Annotated in this window: 15 protein-coding genes, 2 tRNA genes and 1 pseudogene; 5 read left to right on the forward strand and 13 right to left on the reverse strand. The window is 42.5% G+C overall.

What is annotated here, in order from left to right:
- Entirely contained in the window at positions 1–1,968 is a 1,968-nt protein-coding gene (gene acs / locus LEP1GSC050_RS11900; RefSeq protein WP_010571438.1) for an acetate--CoA ligase, read from the reverse strand.
- 189 nt (positions 1,969–2,157) lie between these two features.
- Here acs and LEP1GSC050_RS11905 point away from each other — a divergent pair, with 189 nt between their 5' ends.
- Positions 2,158–2,904: a lysophospholipid acyltransferase family protein gene (locus LEP1GSC050_RS11905; RefSeq protein ID WP_010571439.1), complete on the forward strand. Its 747-nt coding sequence runs from the start codon at positions 2,158–2,160 to the stop codon at positions 2,902–2,904.
- On the opposite strand, the pseudogene folE reads toward LEP1GSC050_RS11905, so the two are convergent.
- A pseudogene (folE, locus tag LEP1GSC050_RS11910) lies at positions 2,858–3,424 on the reverse strand (GTP cyclohydrolase I FolE); the annotation flags it as partial. The gene LEP1GSC050_RS11905 and the pseudogene folE sit on opposite strands and share 47 nt — an antisense overlap.
- 132 nt (positions 3,425–3,556) lie before the next feature.
- Here folE and LEP1GSC050_RS11915 point away from each other — a divergent pair.
- Positions 3,557–4,723 (forward strand): glycosyltransferase family 4 protein, encoded by a 1,167-nt coding sequence (locus LEP1GSC050_RS11915; protein ID WP_010571441.1) that lies wholly within the window; start codon positions 3,557–3,559, stop codon positions 4,721–4,723.
- Here the strand turns inward: LEP1GSC050_RS11915 and LEP1GSC050_RS11920 are convergent.
- The 4 genes from LEP1GSC050_RS11920 to LEP1GSC050_RS11935 all read right to left on the reverse strand — a co-directional run bounded on the left by LEP1GSC050_RS11920 (position 4,709) and on the right by LEP1GSC050_RS11935 (position 7,881).
- On the reverse strand, positions 4,709–4,891 hold the full coding sequence (locus tag LEP1GSC050_RS11920) for a DUF1289 domain-containing protein (RefSeq protein WP_051184957.1): 183 nt from the start codon (positions 4,889–4,891) through the stop codon (positions 4,709–4,711). The two genes, LEP1GSC050_RS11915 and LEP1GSC050_RS11920, sit on opposite strands and share 15 nt — an antisense overlap.
- Positions 4,892–4,901: 10 nt before the next feature.
- Positions 4,902–6,674 (reverse strand): cation:proton antiporter, encoded by a 1,773-nt coding sequence (locus LEP1GSC050_RS11925; protein ID WP_010571443.1) that lies wholly within the window; start codon positions 6,672–6,674, stop codon positions 4,902–4,904.
- Positions 6,675–6,841: 167 nt separating this feature from the next.
- A complete protein-coding gene (hpt, locus tag LEP1GSC050_RS11930; RefSeq protein WP_010571444.1) occupies positions 6,842–7,384 on the reverse strand; it encodes a hypoxanthine phosphoribosyltransferase in 543 nt (180 codons plus the stop codon).
- The gene (locus LEP1GSC050_RS11935; RefSeq protein ID WP_040911320.1) at positions 7,381–7,881 is read right to left on the reverse strand and encodes a SixA phosphatase family protein; all 501 of its coding nucleotides are present in this window, start codon (positions 7,879–7,881) and stop codon (positions 7,381–7,383) included. The genes hpt and LEP1GSC050_RS11935 overlap by 4 nt, the downstream gene beginning before the upstream one ends.
- 81 nt (positions 7,882–7,962) lie before the next feature.
- On the opposite strand from LEP1GSC050_RS11935, the gene LEP1GSC050_RS11940 reads away from it, so the two are divergent.
- On the forward strand, positions 7,963–8,643 hold the full coding sequence (locus LEP1GSC050_RS11940; protein ID WP_040911651.1) for a hypothetical protein: 681 nt from the start codon (positions 7,963–7,965) through the stop codon (positions 8,641–8,643).
- 2 nt (positions 8,644–8,645) lie between these two features.
- Here LEP1GSC050_RS11940 and LEP1GSC050_RS11945 read toward each other — a convergent pair whose 3' ends face one another.
- The 7 genes from LEP1GSC050_RS11945 to LEP1GSC050_RS11980 form a co-directional block, all read right to left on the reverse strand.
- Positions 8,646–9,212, reverse strand: coding sequence for a hypothetical protein (locus tag LEP1GSC050_RS11945; protein WP_010571447.1), 567 nt, complete (start codon positions 9,210–9,212; stop codon positions 8,646–8,648).
- Between the two features lie 10 nt (positions 9,213–9,222).
- Positions 9,223–10,710 (reverse strand): hypothetical protein, encoded by a 1,488-nt coding sequence (locus LEP1GSC050_RS11950; protein ID WP_020987394.1) that lies wholly within the window; start codon positions 10,708–10,710, stop codon positions 9,223–9,225.
- Between the two features lie 110 nt (positions 10,711–10,820).
- Positions 10,821–11,927 carry a quinone-dependent dihydroorotate dehydrogenase gene (locus LEP1GSC050_RS11955; RefSeq protein ID WP_010571448.1) on the reverse strand — a complete coding sequence of 369 codons (1,107 nt, stop codon included), beginning with the start codon at positions 11,925–11,927 and terminating at the stop codon, positions 10,821–10,823.
- Position 11,928: 1 nt separating this feature from the next.
- Positions 11,929–12,996 carry an ABC transporter permease gene (locus LEP1GSC050_RS11960; protein WP_010571449.1) on the reverse strand — a complete coding sequence of 356 codons (1,068 nt, stop codon included), beginning with the start codon at positions 12,994–12,996 and terminating at the stop codon, positions 11,929–11,931.
- Complete coding sequence (locus LEP1GSC050_RS11965) at positions 12,993–13,928, reverse strand: ABC transporter ATP-binding protein (RefSeq protein WP_010571450.1); 936 nt, start codon at positions 13,926–13,928, stop codon at positions 12,993–12,995. Before LEP1GSC050_RS11965 ends, LEP1GSC050_RS11960 begins: the two co-directional genes overlap by 4 nt.
- A gap of 213 nt (positions 13,929–14,141) precedes the next feature.
- Positions 14,142–15,149 carry a patatin-like phospholipase family protein gene (locus LEP1GSC050_RS11970; RefSeq protein WP_010571451.1) on the reverse strand — a complete coding sequence of 336 codons (1,008 nt, stop codon included), beginning with the start codon at positions 15,147–15,149 and terminating at the stop codon, positions 14,142–14,144.
- A gap of 590 nt (positions 15,150–15,739) precedes the next feature.
- Positions 15,740–16,990 carry a class I SAM-dependent RNA methyltransferase gene (locus LEP1GSC050_RS11980; RefSeq protein ID WP_010571452.1) on the reverse strand — a complete coding sequence of 417 codons (1,251 nt, stop codon included), beginning with the start codon at positions 16,988–16,990 and terminating at the stop codon, positions 15,740–15,742.
- A 54-nt stretch (positions 16,991–17,044) separates the two neighbouring features.
- Here LEP1GSC050_RS11980 and LEP1GSC050_RS11985 point away from each other — a divergent pair.
- Together LEP1GSC050_RS11985 and LEP1GSC050_RS11990 are read left to right on the forward strand one after the other, a co-directional pair.
- Positions 17,045–17,129: transfer RNA gene (locus LEP1GSC050_RS11985), tRNA-Ser, on the forward strand.
- Positions 17,130–17,142: 13 nt separating this feature from the next.
- A tRNA-Ser gene (locus tag LEP1GSC050_RS11990) sits at positions 17,143–17,231 on the forward strand.
- Positions 17,232–17,269: the final 38 nt, after the last annotated feature.

Consider the following 17,269-nt stretch of genomic DNA (forward strand, 5'->3'; position numbering starts at 1 on the left):
TTAACTATGATATTTCTTTTTATCTTCGACCAGACGCTCTACCACGGACGGATCGGCGAGAGTCGATATATCTCCCAAACCTTCGAATTCCGCACTTGCAATCTTTCGAAGAATACGTCTCATAATCTTACCGGAACGAGTCTTAGGCAATCCGGGAGCCCAATGAATAACATCCGGTCTTGCAATCTTTCCGATGACTTTCTCGACTGTGGAAATTAACTCTTTTTTCAGAGAGTCATTCGTCGTAACGCCTTGCTTAACGGTAACATAGGCATAGATGCCTTGGCCTTTAATATCATGCGGAAAGCCGACCACTGCCGCTTCCGCGACCGAAGAATTTTCGACGAGAGCGCTTTCCACTTCCGCTGATCCGATTCTATGACCGGAAACGTTAATTACGTCATCCACTCGACCCGTAATCCAATAGTACCCGTCCTTATCGCGGATCGCACCGTCTCCGGTGAAGTAGTATCCCTTATATGTAGAAAAATACGTATCGTAAAATCTCTTCGGATCTCCGTACACTCCCCTCATCATATAGGGCCATGGCGATCGAATACATAGATTGCCGGAAACTTCCCCTTTGCCTATGAGTTCTTTTCCTGTTTCATCTACCAATAGCGGTTCTACTCCGAAGAAAGGTAAGGTAGCGGAACCAGGTTTTTGTGAAATTGCCCCGGGAAGAGCCGAGATCATAATCCCACCTGTTTCAGTCTGCCACCAAGTATCGACGACAGGGCACTTGGATTTTCCCACATTTTTATAATACCATTCCCAAGCTTCGGGATTGATAGGCTCGCCGACCGATCCTAATAAACGAAGTGTTTTTAAGCTGCGTTTTTCAACGAGGTCAGTTCCTTCCCGCATTAAGGATCGTATCGCGGTAGGTGCCGTGTAAAAGATGGTGACCCCGTGCTTATCAATTACGTCCCAGAATCTTCCTGCATCGGGATAGGTGGGAACTCCTTCGAACATTAATGATGTGGCTCCGTTAGAAAGCGGACCGTAAACCGAATAACTATGCCCCGTAACCCAGCCTATATCCGCAGTACACCAATACGTATCGGTCGGCTTAACGTCGAAAACGTAATGAAACGTCATGTTTACCCCGAGTAAATATCCGCCAGTCGTATGGAGAACTCCTTTCGGTTTTCCGGTCGAGCCGGAAGTATAAAGTATAAATAGAGGATCTTCCGCATCCATCACTTCCGGCTTACAGTATTGCGTCAATGTCGGATCGGTCATAAGTAGATGCCACCAATGATCTGTATTTTCTCTCCAACCCAAATTCACTTCTTGAGCGGTTCTTCTCACCACTATAACGTCGTTAACTTTTTCCTGGGCGAGGTCTAAAGCAGTATCGACAGCTTTTTTCAAATCTATACTTTTGCCGCCTCTATAGCCGCCGTCCGCAGTAACTATTAGCTTAGGTTTACAATCTTCGATTCTACTTTGAAGTGCTTCCGGTGAAAACCCCGCAAAGACCACCGAGTGAACCGCACCGATCCGAGTACATGCTAAAATCGTAATCGCTAATTCGGGAATCATCGGAAGATAAACTAGAACTCTATCTCCTTTTCTCACACCAAAACTCTTCAGAACGTTGGCGAATTTATTTACTTCGCGATATAAATCGTGGTACGTGTATACTTTATACTCGTTCGGATCGTCTCCCTCCCAAATAATTGCGGCCTTATTTTTGAGATGGGAGTCGAGATGTCGATCCAAGCAATTATAGGAAACGTTTAACTTTCCGCCTTTAAACCATTGGACTTTAGCGTTCTTAAAATCCTGTTCCAGAACCTTGTCCCATTTTTTGAACCAATCTAAACGTTTCGAAGCTTCCTTTGCCCAAAATTTCTTCGGGTTTTCGATCGATTCCTTGTAGAGGGATTTATAATCTTTGAGACTAATATTAGCGGTTTTTTTAAATTGAACGCTTGGATGAACGATCCTTTCCTTTGCCATAGCCACCTCGCAAAACCAGTACGATGCCTTTGAAAACATTGTCTGTCTACAAATTCTCGGATAACCTGATCGAAATCAGGTGATGGCCCGCGCTAGATTGCAGCAAACTACCCAATTTTTTTTCCGATCGATTCGGAACGTTCGAAAAAAAGAATGCGATCCGACCGTGGTAAGGAATATTCACCCAGGATGTCTCAAAATTCCGCCTCTGTCGAGAAACCGGATGGCTTTAAGAGAAGACTTTTAGTTTGGTTGATTCCTACTCTCGTTGTCTTCCTACAAAGAATCGTAGGTTTAACTTCCAAAGTCTTAGAATTGGGAAAAATTGAATTCGATTCTTTATTTCTAGCCAAGAAACCTTTCATTCTTTCCATCTGGCATACGAACGTTCTTTATTCCCCATATCTTCATCGAGGACGAAACGTAGCCGTTCTTATTTCGGAATCAAAAGACGGAGATTTTATTACCGGAGTTGTGCATCGCTTCGGCAATACCAGCATCCGAGGGAGTTCCTCTAAAGGCGGATCAAGGGCCCTTAAGGCTATGATCGTTCATTTGAAGAAAAACCTTCCCGCCGCATTTACACCCGATGGACCGCGAGGACCCGCTCTGATTGTTCAACCCGGATTGATCGCTTCGGCCCAAGTTTCGCAAGTACCCATCATACCCTTTCATTACGAATGCACTAGGCAATGGATTCTAGAAAAATCATGGGACAAGCATCGGGTCCCGAAACCCTTTACCACGTTTGTCGTTTCGTACGGAAAACCGATTTGGATACCTCGAGAATTAAACGAAGAAAGTTTCGAGGCACAGCGTCTCCTAGTTGAAAAGGCTATGCTCGAAAATAAACAAAGAGCCGAGCAAAAAGCGGAAGAATTAAGACGTCTTAGGTCGATCCGGTACGAATCAAATCCAGGAACTCGCTACGAGTGACCATATTCGTTTTAAATTCTCCGAGCATGCACGAGGTGAATAATTCCGAATTTTGTTTTTCTACACCGCGCATCATCATGCAGAGGTGTTTAGCCTTAATCACGACGGCTACTCCGAGCGGATCCAAAACTTCCATTAAAGCGTTTCCGATCTGCTCTGTCATGCGCTCTTGAACCTGAAGCCTTCTGGCAAAAATGTCCACTATCCTTGGGATCTTGGATATCCCGATGATTTTCTTATTTGGAATATAACCGACGTGTGCTTTTCCGAAAAAAGGAAGTAAGTGGTGTTCGCAAAGGGAATACATTTCGATGTCCCGTACTAGCACCATGCCTTGACTATCCTCCTCAAAAATTGCATTGTTTACAATATGATGAATATCGGCCTTGTATCCCGATGTTAAAAACTCATACGCCTTCTTCACTCTTTTCGGAGTATCTCGTAAGCCTTCCCTACTCGGGTCCTCCCCGATCGCTTTCAGTATTTTGGTAACTTCCTCTTCCAAATCGAACCTTCTTTGAATCGTGAATCGTTTTTACCCCTATATAAAACGGAGCATTACTTAGACGATGAAAAAGCCAAATCTCTCGAAATCTAGTTATGGTTCAAGGGAAAACCAGTATAGCTTGCCATTCTTGAATACACTTTCAAAATGGCCGCTAACCTCCTTATGAAATCGCCTATCTTAAAAATCGGATACGATGCTCGCATGATTTCTCATTCGGGAATCGGTATGCGAATTCAGGGAATCCTTTCAGAGTTAGCTCCGATCGCAAAAAAGAAACGAATCCAAATCACTCTTTTGGGATCTGCGGATAGGCTCAGGTCGGCTGGAATCAGCTCTGATCTACTAGAATCCTATGGATTTCTACCGTACGATGCGGAAATCTATTCAATTCGGGAATGGTGGGGCATTTCGGAAATGGCTGATTTCGATTTGCTGGACATTCCTCATTTTAACGCTCCTCTCCGTTTTTTAGAGAAGTGTATCGTAACGGTGCATGATATCATTCCGTTTAAGATGAAGCAATTTCATCCTTCCATAATAAAGCAATTGTACCTAAGACTTGTTTTTTCCCTCCTGAGAGAAAGCGCTCAGAGTATCATTACTGTTTCGGATTTTACCGCAAAAGATCTGACTGAAGTTTTCGGTTTTTCTTCGGATTCAATGAAAACCGTTTATAACGGAATAGATCCCAAACTCTTTTATCCAAAATCCGCGAATGAAATTCGGTCTTTTAGAAAGAGATACGGATTAGAACCGGGATATTTCCTCAGCGTCGGAATCGGTAAGGAACACAAGAATCTGGCGTTCGTGCTTCAGGTTTTAAAAGGACTTTGGTCATTGGGTAAGCTAGATACCCAATGGGTCATCGCGGGAGCAAATGGACAACTTCCCGAATATCTAAGGAAAGATGCGGCGGGTTGGGAAGAAAAAATCGTCGTTCTTCCGCATTTACCTTTGGAAGAGCTAGGCACATTGTATTCTGCGTCGGGACTCCTAATATTTCCTTCACTGTACGAAGGGTTCGGATTTCCGCCAGTCGAAGCACAGGCCAGCGGATGCCCGGTTTTTTCTTCCAATGCGAGCGCTATGCCGGAAATTTTAGGTTCTTCTGCGTTTTACTTTTCTCCGACGGACAGGGACGGTTTCGAAACCGGGTTATTGGAGTTAGTCAAAAACCCGAAGTTGGCCGTTAGTAAGAAGCTCTCGGGTAAGAAAAATGCCGAAAAATATAATTGGAAATCGGCCGCAGGCCAAACTGTAGACGAGTACTTACGTATAGCCGTAAAAAGAGGGATTTTAAGAAGCGTTTGAAGAAGAGATCGATTCCTTTCTTTTTTGGAGTTCGATCCGAATTCGTTTTCTTTCCTCCTCGGAATAGCTTGTCCACATCCCGATTTCTTGCAACGTCCGAAAACATCCTTCGCATAATCCGGTCATCGGATCCATTTGACAGAGCTTAATGCAAGGCGATCGAACAATCATAAAAGTCTTATTTCCGTGCGGCCGTCCTCTTTTTAGGCGAAGACTTTTCCTTTTTGAGCGAACCCTTTATCCGAGTTTTTCCTTTAGAATCTTCCACCATCTCCTTTAATTCTTCAAACAAAGAAAAACCTGAGAGTCTGCCCGGAATAACCACATGCGAAGCTCCTTTATTCCGAAGAACTTCCGCCTCTTTCGTATCATCCGTAGTTAAAATAATCTCGGGTTGATGGTGACGGCAAATACTCTTTAAGGATTCCAGCAGACGTCGATTCGTAGTTCCCTTTAGTATCATATCGGATATCGTACAAACTACGTATCGCGCTTCTTCGATTCCAAGGTGATGTAAACTCTCCGGATGCGCTAAATCGCCGTAAGCCCACCGAATTCCTTTCGACTCGAGTGTCTGTCTATATATGGGGTTAAAATCCACTACAAGAATTCGCTTCAACCAAGAAGGTCGATCTCTTTCTATCCCTTCTATCAAACCCTGTGCTATTCGGAAATATCCTAGGAGCACTATATCCCGCTTTGGTTCTCCGGTAACTTGAGATTCCAGCGGCTCCCTAGTTTCTCGAACGCCAAAGATAGATAAAACTGAAAGAATGCTTCTCGCAATTTTATCATTAAACAATATCACGTACGTGGAGACGATCGAAGCTAAAATCATCGAAGTCAAGACTGTGGCTTGCAGTTCTTTTCCGATATGTTCTTTCTGGACTCCCAAGGCCAGAATCACTAAGGAGAATTCCGAAATTTGAGCCAGATTCAATCCTGCGATAATTCCCGCTCTCAATCCTTTACCGGAAAAAAAGACTGTGGGCGCAACGATGATAACTCTGCTTACAATTACAAAACCGACCGCCAGAACCGCGATCCAAAGGTTGTTGGAATTCGGAGCTTGAATTTTCATTCCGAGAGCGACAAAGAAGAGAGTAATAAAGAAGTCCCGAATCCCGGAGAGTTTGCTAATCACATCGACTCCATACGGAAATGCGGCAATACTTACCCCGGCTATCAAAGCCCCCATTTCTTTCGAAAGTTCTGCTTTTTCGGCGATTCCGCAGAGTAGGAAACACCAAGCTATGGATGTAATGAGTACGAGTTCCGGTTTAGCCGCCGCAAATAGAAAGAGTCGCGAAAGAAAATAGCGGCTTATTGCAAAGGCAAAACCCACCAAAGCTAAACCTTTCAGCAAGGAGGTCATCACGTTCAAAACTCTCGGATCTTGGAGATCCGGTTGGATCCCCATAAATAAGATAGCCCAAATATCCTGGAGAACTAAAACACCTATCGTTAGACGACCCGGTATTGTACTAATTTCAAATTTATCGTGAAGTAATTTGACGACGATCATCGTGGAACTCAAGGACAATGCTATCGCTAAATACAAAAGATCAAAATTACCCGTTCCGGTTGGAAAAAATTTCTTAAAGGCAAACCAAGCTAGAGCCACTCCTACAAAGAACTGAATTGTCCCTAGCGCGAACATTGAACGGCCCATGCGTGCAAGTTCCTTTAAATCGATCTCCAATCCGATAATAAATAACAGAAGGATCAAACCGATCTCGGATATCAGTTCTATGCTTTCTTCATTACGAACGTAGCCGATCCCTAATTTAGCGTCGATCATCGGTCCGAATAATGGCCCGATAACTAGACCGGCACATACATAACCTAAGATTAGCGGTTGCTTAAATAGTTTTGCTACATGAGAAAACAGCGTAGCAAAAATGATACTTAAGGCTATGTCAGTTAGAAGACTGAGGGAATTGTGATCCATTTTTCCGCTATCCTGATCCTTTTTTGATTCCTAAACTATAAACGAAAGACTTACAAAAAAGACATTTTTGGAAATTGTCTCTCCTTCTCCGTTTATTTTTTCATTTTTGGTCGGATCACATTCACTATGGTAAGGGATTTAAATTTCTAGATGCTTGGAATGACAATTCAGTCTCCTAAAATATGGATATCGGGTAAATTTCTAAATTTTCCATCGATGTCCAAACCGTAACCGACTACAAATTCCTTCCCTATTTTCCAACCGACATACTTAACCGGGTATTCAACAGTCTCAGCCCCCTCCTTAAATAGAAGAGAAACTATCTCTAAAGAGCTAGGATTGCGAGCAAGTATATGTCGGATCAGGAACTTCAAGGTATGTCCGGTATCAACGATATCCTCTACGACGATCACATGACGATCGGTTATATCCGAATCTAGGTCTTTTACCAATTCGACTTTTCCGGTCGAATCCTTCCCTACATAAGACTTTGCTTGCAGAAAGTCCACTTCGATCGGGTAAGGAATCCGTCTAGTAAGATCTGAAAAAAAATAAACGCTCCCGCGAAGTACGCAGATAAAGACGGGATTTTTACCGGAGTAATCGGATGCGATTTCCTTTCCTAACTGCGCGACTCTGGTTCGAATCTCTTCATGAGATAATAAAACCTTAAAAGGATGATTTTGCGGATCTAAAGAGTATTCACTCATGGTATCCAAAACCTCTGAATCTGACAGGGAATTTTTCCACAATCTTTCCAGTCATCCGAATCAAGCACGAGAGAAAGGAAGGCCGACGTAGGGAATTTTACGAAAAGAGAAGATGTTCTAGCTTCGCTTTTAAAGATCAGAGTTTCCGCAAGGGATTCTAGTCCGGGATTGTGACCTATAAATAATACGCTTTCCATATCCGAACCTGAACTTCGCAAAATTTCGAGTAATTCCGAACCGTCCGCCTCGTAAATTTCTTTGGAATATCGAAACTCTTTGTAGAAAGAGCCTAGTTTGCTTAAAATGCGAAAGGTTTCCTTTGTTCTTTCAGAAGGCGAAACGATCGCTTCACTCACGGAAAAAGAAATCTCGGATAAATAGTTACGAAGCATCTTCGCGTTCTTTCTTCCTCTGTTCGAAAGCGGACGTTCTTCATCGCGGGAAAAATGACTATCCCAATCGGATTTAGAATGTCGAATCAGATGAATCAATTTCAAACTAGCTCCTCCGTATCTGGAAGGGTCGGAGATTGGAATTTCATTGACAAGGATCTTTCCGAGGGGTACAAATTCCGGGCTATGTCAAAGGCACTTCTTACTGCAGGAGCAATCCTACTTCTGTCAATGCCCTTGTACATCTCGGCACAAGTAGCCGGTCCTCCCGATGAGGAAAAAGCAAAAAAAGAATTACAAGTTCAATGGTCCAAGCGATTTCCGAGCGATAAAATTCTTAACGTTGAATCCGCCGGCAAACCTAGATTGATCGAACGGGATTCTACGGAAGAAAATGCTCTTCCCGAGGTTCGTTATAAATTTTCTTTTTTTCTCACTTCGCGCAAGAAAGAAGGACAGGTCACAAAAACCCCTGTCGGAGTCATTTTTCAATTCGTTAGAAGCAAAGGTTGGATCTTCTCAGATATCGGTTTGGCCAGATCCGTTACGATTACCGAAGCAGGCAAGGAACCTCCGAGTAAAGAGGAGGCTTACCAATTGATCGAAGACGCTATTAATGAAGATAGAGGAAAGGCAGCCAAATCCATCGATTCGCTTCGTCTCAGTGTGCCGGAGTTCGGCCAAAATGCTACCTTGAATAAGGAGCAATTCTGGTTCCGCTATGAGGGCGAATATGAAAGTACTGAAAACGGGTCGAAGATTATTTGTTCCGATTTCGTTATTCGTCTAGTTAAGGAAGTGAATTCGATCAATTGGAAGGTCGAATGGGAAGATAAAGGAAAATGCAAGCCTATCGACGAGCAGTAAATTTATTTGCGAAAGGTTCCGGGAATATTCGTTAAGTCGGGTTTGCCGGAAGTCTTGGATTGGTTGGCCTTAAAATTCGACTCATTCTTTTTGAATTCACCATTATTAACTTTATTTAAGAGGTCCGCCGAATTTTTTCCTATAATGGAATTATTCTTTAGCCCTCCTAAAAAATTCGTTACACGAGACCGGTTTTTTTCGCTGAAATTATGGGCATAAGAAATTAGTCCGGAATTCCGAACTGAGGACTGAACCGTTTCATCTGATACGATCTTTTCTAGTGCGGTTGCCGCATCATCGGTTTGGAGACGACCGATAAAATCAAGAATCGCCTTACGTTCGTAATTTCGAACTCCGTCATCTCGTAAAATCGAATTCAGGTACGGAAGAGGATTCGATACCAAGCTTAGAATTCTTTCGTACTGACTATCTCTTTCGGGATGCCCTGTCTCGCTTACGATTTCTCGAATCTTATCCTTTAGCCTAGGATCAAGAGTCTGGCCGAATATTCCCGAAAAAAGGAAGAGAATCAAAATAGCGAGCGAGACTTGGAAAGATTTCTTTTTCATAAATTCCCTATCAATAAGACAATGGATTCGAACGAAGAACCCATCCCTGCTCTCCTGTTAACTGAGACTGATCGACACTTACGTTTCCCAAAGGGAACATAAGATTCAGAGCTCCCGAATTATAAAAACCCGTACCCAAACAATTATTAATCGTAAGCTTACCGTTCGAACCCGGGTTACGGCATTCCGGAGTTTCCGGTAACGGATCAACATACACTTGTGACGATTGATCGATTTCAGCCGGATGATAAAGTCCTAAAAAATGTGATCCTTCATGTGCAATCGTGTTTGCAAGAAAGGTCAGATCCGTGCTCGATAAATCGGCTCCAACCAAGCCGGATGACCGGTGGTTTTCGACGAAAACAGACATCCCCGATTTAGGCGTACCTATTTTTCCCGGTAAGCCCGGAATTCCCGAAGAAATTCCGAGGAGGCCGTCACGTAAGGAGGAATTAACATTCGCGGAAAGTTCCGAAATAAAGAATATATTCAGGGAATTGGCATCTTGTGCAGCCGAAGACGTAGTGTATAATTTTGCGAGCGAACAATTAGTCGGAGACGTGGCCGAATCATTTGTTATATCAGAGATGCTGAATCGATTACCATTAATCGCATCTCCGCAGGAAGCCGCATCATATTGATAGTACGAGAATGTTAAATCGATTCCGACGGAATTTTGACCGAAAATTTGTTTTAAACGATTCGTCAATGCATTAGAACCGGTCAATCCCGTGAAAAAACTGGAATTCGTAAATACATGACTCAGGCCGTTGTTCACTTCTATAAAACGAATATTCAGCCTTTTTCGGGATTGCCAAACTTTGCTCAAACCGGTTAGCGAACTTCCAAAAATTCCCCCTTGCTCAGGCCGAAATTTATATTCCTCGCAAGTTTGCTGAATATTACTCATTACCTTCCAGCCGGATACTGGGAAAGATGACGCAGATGCAGTCGTAATTAGATAACTTCTAAGCTGGTTATTACTACCGAAGTTATCGTACCCCGAACCGGGCGCGGAATAACTAGGGGAAGAACCTACAGGAAAGGCTGTGGTAGAAGAATAAATACCTCCCCCTTCGTTCTTAATGATTTCCGTTTCTCCGAAAGCCCCGACAGCAGTCCAGTAACCCATCATGATTGCGTTTACATTTGTCTGGTTCTGTACAGCATATAAAATCGCCATCGGATTATATCGCCCTAATCCACTCCAAGAATCATAGCCGTTAAGGTAGATGGTACCGATTCCATTAGCGTAAGCAGAAGCGTATGCGCTGTATCCGGAAGTAAGAGAAGTCATCGTATATTGAGGAGTATTTGGAAGAGAAGTTCGAACGTTATCACTGGGGTCACAATGATAACGAATATCGTCGGCTATTTTTAACCCGAGCAGAAGCTCCATATTTTGATTATCATTTTTCGATTTGGGACAATGAATAATGAAAACGCATAATGACAGAAGGGCAGAAAAGTTTAAATTTTTCTTACTGACTTTTTTCATTTTTCTTTCCCACATTCATATCATTAATGCATAAAAATGCAGTTCATGATAAAGACTTTCGTCTATCGACATTATTGACCACTAACTCATGGAAGAAAAGTAAGATTCTATTATAAGGAACCTTGTCCGACAATTTCAGAAATTGATTTTGCCCCAAACTTTTCGATGGTTTTGTCCAAATACTCCAGAATTCTTCTGGGTAATAGAGGCCCCTGATATATATAACCCGTATAAACTTGAATTAGGTCAGCTCCGGCAAGAATTTTTTCCAATGCGGTCTCACCCGAATCAATTCCGCCTACGCCGATAATAGGAATTTTTCCCCGTAATTTCCGATAAGCTAGTTGGACAAATCTTGTTGACCTTGCTCTGAGAGGTCCTCCTGAAACGCCTCCTTCTTGCTCTACATTGGGAAATCTTTTTAATACACTCTTATCGATCGTAGTATTCGTCAATATAACCCCCGAAATTCGTAAATCGGGAACCGATTCTATAATTTCTTCGAAATTTCTTTCTTCCAGATCCGGAGCGAATTTTACGAATGTCGGTGCAGGAAATGCTCCTCCCAATCCATTTCGAATTCCGTTAATTAAATTAAATAAATTTTCCAGTTTCTGAAAATTTCTTAAGCCGGGAGTATTCGGCGAGGAAACATTGATTACGAGGTAATCCGCAAACGGCGATAATTTTCGAATCGAATATAAGTAATCTTCTACCGCTTTTTCTTCCGGAATGACCTTTGTTTTTCCTACGTTGATTCCTCTTATAATGGTCTTCCGTTGACCACCAATCGTATCTGCGGCTTTATCCGCACCAGGATTATTAAATCCCATTCTATTAATTAGCGCCTGATCTTCCGGGTATCGAAAAACTCTCGGTTTCGGATTGCCAGCCTGAGACTGACCCGTAATAGTACCGACTTCTATAGAACCGAATCCCATTCCGGATAAGAATGGATAAAGTTCACCCGTTTTGTCGAAACCCGCCGCAAGACCGACAGGGTTTTCAAATTCCAACCCGGCAACGTTATTCTTTAGTCGTTCACTCGAATAAGAAGTCAGACTCTCAATTACAGGATATAGGATAGGAACTTTCGAGGAAAATCTAAGCAATCCATGGGCAAACGAATGCGCTATCTCAGGATCTAAACTCAATAAAAAAGGTTTAGCGGTCCTTTCGTAAATCCACTGTTTCCAGTCGGAATTTGAATCTAGCATCTTAGGACCATCGGAAAATACGAAGTCCCAATGTCAAAAAAACCGTGCCGAATAAAAATAGTAAACCGCAGGCGGGTAGACTTTCGATCAAGCCCGCTCCCTCGATAAATACCGCTCGCAACGAATCCGCCATTAATGTAAGAGGCAAATTCTTAACGAATGGAAGAACAATGTCCGGAAAATTTTTATAACTGAAAAAGATACCGGATAAGACCATCATGGGAAAGGTCACAGCGTTTACCAAACCGTTCCCAACTTGCGAACTTTGGGCTCGGGAACCTACCAAAATTCCGATACAGGCAAACGTAAAATTTCCCATTAAGTAAATAAGAACCGCGCCTGGAATGGAACCTACGAAAGCGTTATCAAACACGAGAAAGGTAAAAGATAGAAAGATAATCGATTCCACAATCGTAACGATAAGTCGCGTAAAAAAGAAAGATAAAACAAACCCGAGTTTGTTCATTGGCGTCGCGGACATTCGCCGGAGCAATTTTTTCATCCTCATCTCTATGAGATTCCAACCGACACCCCATAAACAGGAATTCATTACACCCATCGCAAGCATGCCTGGAACTAGATAATCTATGTATCTCGTCCCCTTAGAATCTAACGTTCGAATAGAAGATTTTATTGCTACATTTTTAGATTCTGCAAGTAACGCATTCGATAGTAAAAGATAGTCTCGTTGAGCGCTGGCGTTTTTAGGATCAAACGAATATTCCAAATTTCCATCGGGTTGTTCTTTCACTAATATATTCAGTTCACCGCGCTTCAGCGCTTTGATTGCGGCTTCCTCCGAAAGTAAAATCGGGTTAATCACCCCTAATCCGTGTAGATCCCCGCCATCCGTTTTAGCAAATGCGGCTTCGATTCGTTGACTAAGAATTGCTGAGTTAGGAGAAGACGATATGATTGCGACTCTCGCGACTGGGACGCCGTGTGTCGTAAAAGCTAATCCCAATACTCCTGCAATTGCGATGGGAAATACGAAGGCCCAAAAAATAATCCCGGGTTCCCGATAAAATTCTTTTAACTGAATAGTGACTAAATGATAAATCTGATTCATTCTTCCAGACCCCTTCCAGTCATCGAAAGGAACAGATCGTCTAAAGTTTTTTTATGGCATTCTAATTCTTTTAAGGAAATTCCCGATTTCGAAAATGAATCCAACATAAGAGGTAGATACTCGGTAATTTTGTCCACAAACACCCGTCCTTGCTTCGTACCCGCATCCCAGAGAAACTTAGATTTTCCTGATACAGGAAGTGAGGACTCCGGATTTTGTCCATTTTCAAGGGTAAATCGAACGATTTCTCCACCGCCTAACTTTCCAAGCAGGTCAGACAAACTCCCCTGATCTAGAATTACTCCTTTATTCATGACAATGATTCTCTCGCACAAGACTTCCGCTTCTTCCATATAATGAGTCGTAAGAATCATGGTAGTCCCTTCTTTTTTAAGATCTTCCAAAATTCTCCAAATATCCCGCCTCGCACCGGGATCCAATCCCGTCGTGGGCTCGTCTAGAAAGAGTATTTCAGGCTTATTCATTATGGAGACACCCAAGGCCAATCTTTGTCGTTGACCGCCGGAGAGACTATTTACGTACGTTTCCTTTTTCTCTTCCAGATCAGTGAGTCGAAGAATTTCGGCCATGCGAGATTCGCCGACTTTATAAAAGCTTCCGAATAATTTAAGAGTTTCCCATACCGTTGCCCGATCCATGAATCTAGTTTCTTGGAGAGCTAGACCGATTTTGCTTCTTAAAAAAGTTTCATTGTTCTTCCAAGTTTTTCCTAAGAGAGTGATTCCCCCGGAGTCAGGACTTTGAATCCCTTCCAACATTTCTATCAGCGTGGTCTTTCCTGCGCCGTTTGGGCCGAGCAAGGCGACGAATTCAGCTTTGCCGATTTCTAACGAAAGGTCGTTCACTGCGACTACGTCTTTGAATTTTTTGCTTACGTTTTTTACCGAGATAATGGATTGATTTGTGTTCACGGAATCGACCTACGGAACAAAATCTATTTTCTTGATCCGATTTTCTATCCCTTTTCAAGAACGAATCTGAATTCTGTCCGTTTATAGTGCAGAATGAATTACATCGGTATTTCTTTTTTCAATCGCACGATTGCATGATACATATATGGGTACGAACAGTATAAATTTTTAAGAAGAAAACTTTGTCGAATAAACTCGGCGCCTTCTCGAAATTTATGAGTTCAAGCGAAATTTTCCTGCGCGTTTAACCCAACTTTTCTTTAGATATTCGAGGATTCGGCCCTTGTTTTTTAGCGCATCGCTCTTTCCCAATTCATATGTTTCACGAACTCCTTTTGCGTTCGTATAATCAAAGGAAGTTATGGGAAGCGGTCGGGAAGGAGTGATTAAAAGACACCGATCCAGTAAGTGGCGATCTTTTCCCACGAGCGTAGTCGGTTCGTAATGAACTCCGATCACTTTCGAATTAGGCGGAAACGTTTCTAAAAGTAGATTATTTGTTAGTCCGCCGTCCAAATAGTATTCTTTTCTGTGTTTCTGAAATGAAACTACCGGGGGTATGGAAGAGGAATTCAAAATAATCTGCTCGATCGTATTCGGATCATGAAAGTCGGCTTCAGTGTACAATACTTCCTTCATATTCCAGTTTCTGAGAACTCGAAACGTGCGCTCCGTATGCAATCCGCGACCTCGATCCCTTTCATCTTCCAAAAAAGCTTTTCCGGTTTCCGCAATCAACCGAGCTAATCTAAACGTATTTTTTAATGAATCACGTTTCGGAAATGCCCGAATCGTATGAATATAGACCTTAGCTCCCGATTTTATTATCTTCGGGAAATCCATACCGAATCGAATCGTCCGTCGGTACATCTCCTCATGCGGAAATGCACGTTCATCGCTAAACAACTTCGTAAAGTAAAAATTACGAGGATTCTTTCGAACGATTCGTTCAAAAAATGCAACCGACTCTTCCTCCGATTCGCATAATAAACATAATACCATTGCGGCTCCGGCAGAAACACCGGAGACTTGAGTGAGCTTAAGTCCCCAAGATTTTAGTTCGTGCCCGATTCCAAGCCCGTAAAAAGCCTTACAACCGCCGCCGGCAATAGAAAAGCAAATTTCATTTTCTATCCAAATGCCTTGGAGTACGTCCCCCAACTTATGATTCGAGTCTGTAGATTTTCTGGAAAGAAATTCTGTGTCATCTATGATTGGCATACGAATTACCGGAGGGAAACCTCGATCTAATTCAATTCCCCCGTCTCAAGTAAGCTTTTAAAAGCAGTTTTTGTTAAAAAATTCGAAAAGAAATCCGTTCCAAAATCGGTAAAAGAGCCACTGCCGCCGAGAGGCCTACTAAAATCCATTTCGTTTGATCGGTTATAAGACGGTATATTTCGGACTTTAGAGCTGCAATCTCTAGTCTCAGCTCGTTGCTTCTGTCCGAAGTTCCGATCGGATTCCGGATAATTCGGAAGATAAAGTTTTCATTTTTCTTCGGACCGACCTGGATTCTTGCAGAAGTTTTCGTTCAAACATATCGGTCAACCTTACTCGCATATTTCATTCGTGTCGTGCAAATGCAGAATTTATCGCATTCACAAGCTCCTGACTTTCTTTGTTTCCAATGAGTTCTCGCAACCGAATTGGTATTTGTCGATATTCCATTAAAGACATATTCTACTTCCCATCGAGACCAAATGTCAAGCATTCCCTCTTTTATACGGTTCCGGGAAAAAGTGATAATGAACGAAATTTTAATTCGTAATCATTATTCCAAATTAGATTATGCATGATTTTTAATATTTCTATAGTATTGTTTGAACTAAAATTTCAAAATGCTGAGTTCTTGGAAAGAAGTCCACCAACGCAATATTTCTAATTCGATAACCGATTAAAGTCAATTCCCTCAAGTCCCTGGCCAAGGTCGTATGATTGCAGCTGGAATAAATAAGAGTTGGCGGCTTATATTCTTCTATAGAATGCAAAACTTTTTTGGAAGCTCCCGATCTCGGAGGATTCAAAATCCAAATAGCGGCTTGTGACGCGACTTCGGAGGACGGAAAATTCCGCTCTAAATTCAATGTCTGAAATTCGAGATTCAATTTACCGGATCGTTTTGCATTCTCGCGAGCGCTCAAGACCGATGAATTCGACAGTTCAAAACCGAAGAGTTTTTCGATTTTAGAAGATATTGATAAACTTATAAGACCTGCACCACAATAAAGCTCTAGGATTGCCCCTGACTTTTCCGGAATCCAGGATCGGATCATCTGTAGCCAAGGTTCGATTAGAAATCGATTCACTTGAGTAAATCCGCCGGGAGGTATTTTCCATCGTATTCGCTCCTCGAGATATGGACCGATATCGACTGCCTCCTCCTTGTATTCGATCACTTCTCCGGAGGAAAATCGAAGCTCGAACTCCTTGATTCGGTTTTTAACTATTTTCTTTTCCAAAGAATTTTTAATATATTCGTTCATTTCGTTGGGAAGATGTTTGCAACCGTCAGTAGGAAATTTCACAAGTGTGTTTGAATTTTCCTTAAAAAAGCCCGCAATCAACGACTGACCCGATTTCTGAAGTTTAATTTGTGCGGTATTACGGTAGGCTTCGCTTGGTCCGCTTAATACTTTCAATTCCGGAATGCGCGAGCGATCTAGCTTCCCGATTCCATCTAAAGTTTCTAATAATAATTCTTCTTTGATTTTAAGTTCATCATCATAGGAGATATGACGATAAGAGCATCCACCGCATTCCGGAAACGATGCGCAATCACTTGAAATACGGGATTGTGCTGCACGACTTACTGATATAACTGTTCCCCATATCAGAGAAGATGTTTCTTTTTCGATTTTAATTTTAACGAATTCACCCGGAATTCCGGCTTTAACAAAAACGGTTTTCCCGTCTAAATGGGCGATTGCCGTTCCTAGATTCGCCCATTTTTCAACGGCGATATCCGAGACTTCGCGACTAAGAAAAATTTCCTTTCTCCGAGTTTCCGAATTTCTAGCGGATTTTTTTAGACCCTTCGAACGGTTCTTTTCCGCACTCATAAGTAAATCACCTTGACAGGGTCCCCCTTCTTGTCAGTAAAGTATTCCTTAACCGGAGAAGTGGCCGAGTGGTTTAAGGCAGCGGTCTTGAAAACCGTCGTGGGGAAACTCACCGTGGGTTCGAATCCTACCTTCTCCGGATAGGAACGAATGGAGATGTGCCTGAGCGGTCGAAAGGAGCAGTTTGCTAAACTGTCGTATGGGGTAACCTGTACCCAGGGTTCGAATCCCTGCGTCTCCGAATGTTCCATCCTTTCCCTTTAGTCTTCTAGGTAAATG

The organism is Leptospira broomii serovar Hurstbridge str. 5399, from assembly GCF_000243715.2.
Classification (GTDB): domain Bacteria; phylum Spirochaetota; class Leptospiria; order Leptospirales; family Leptospiraceae; genus Leptospira_B; species Leptospira_B broomii.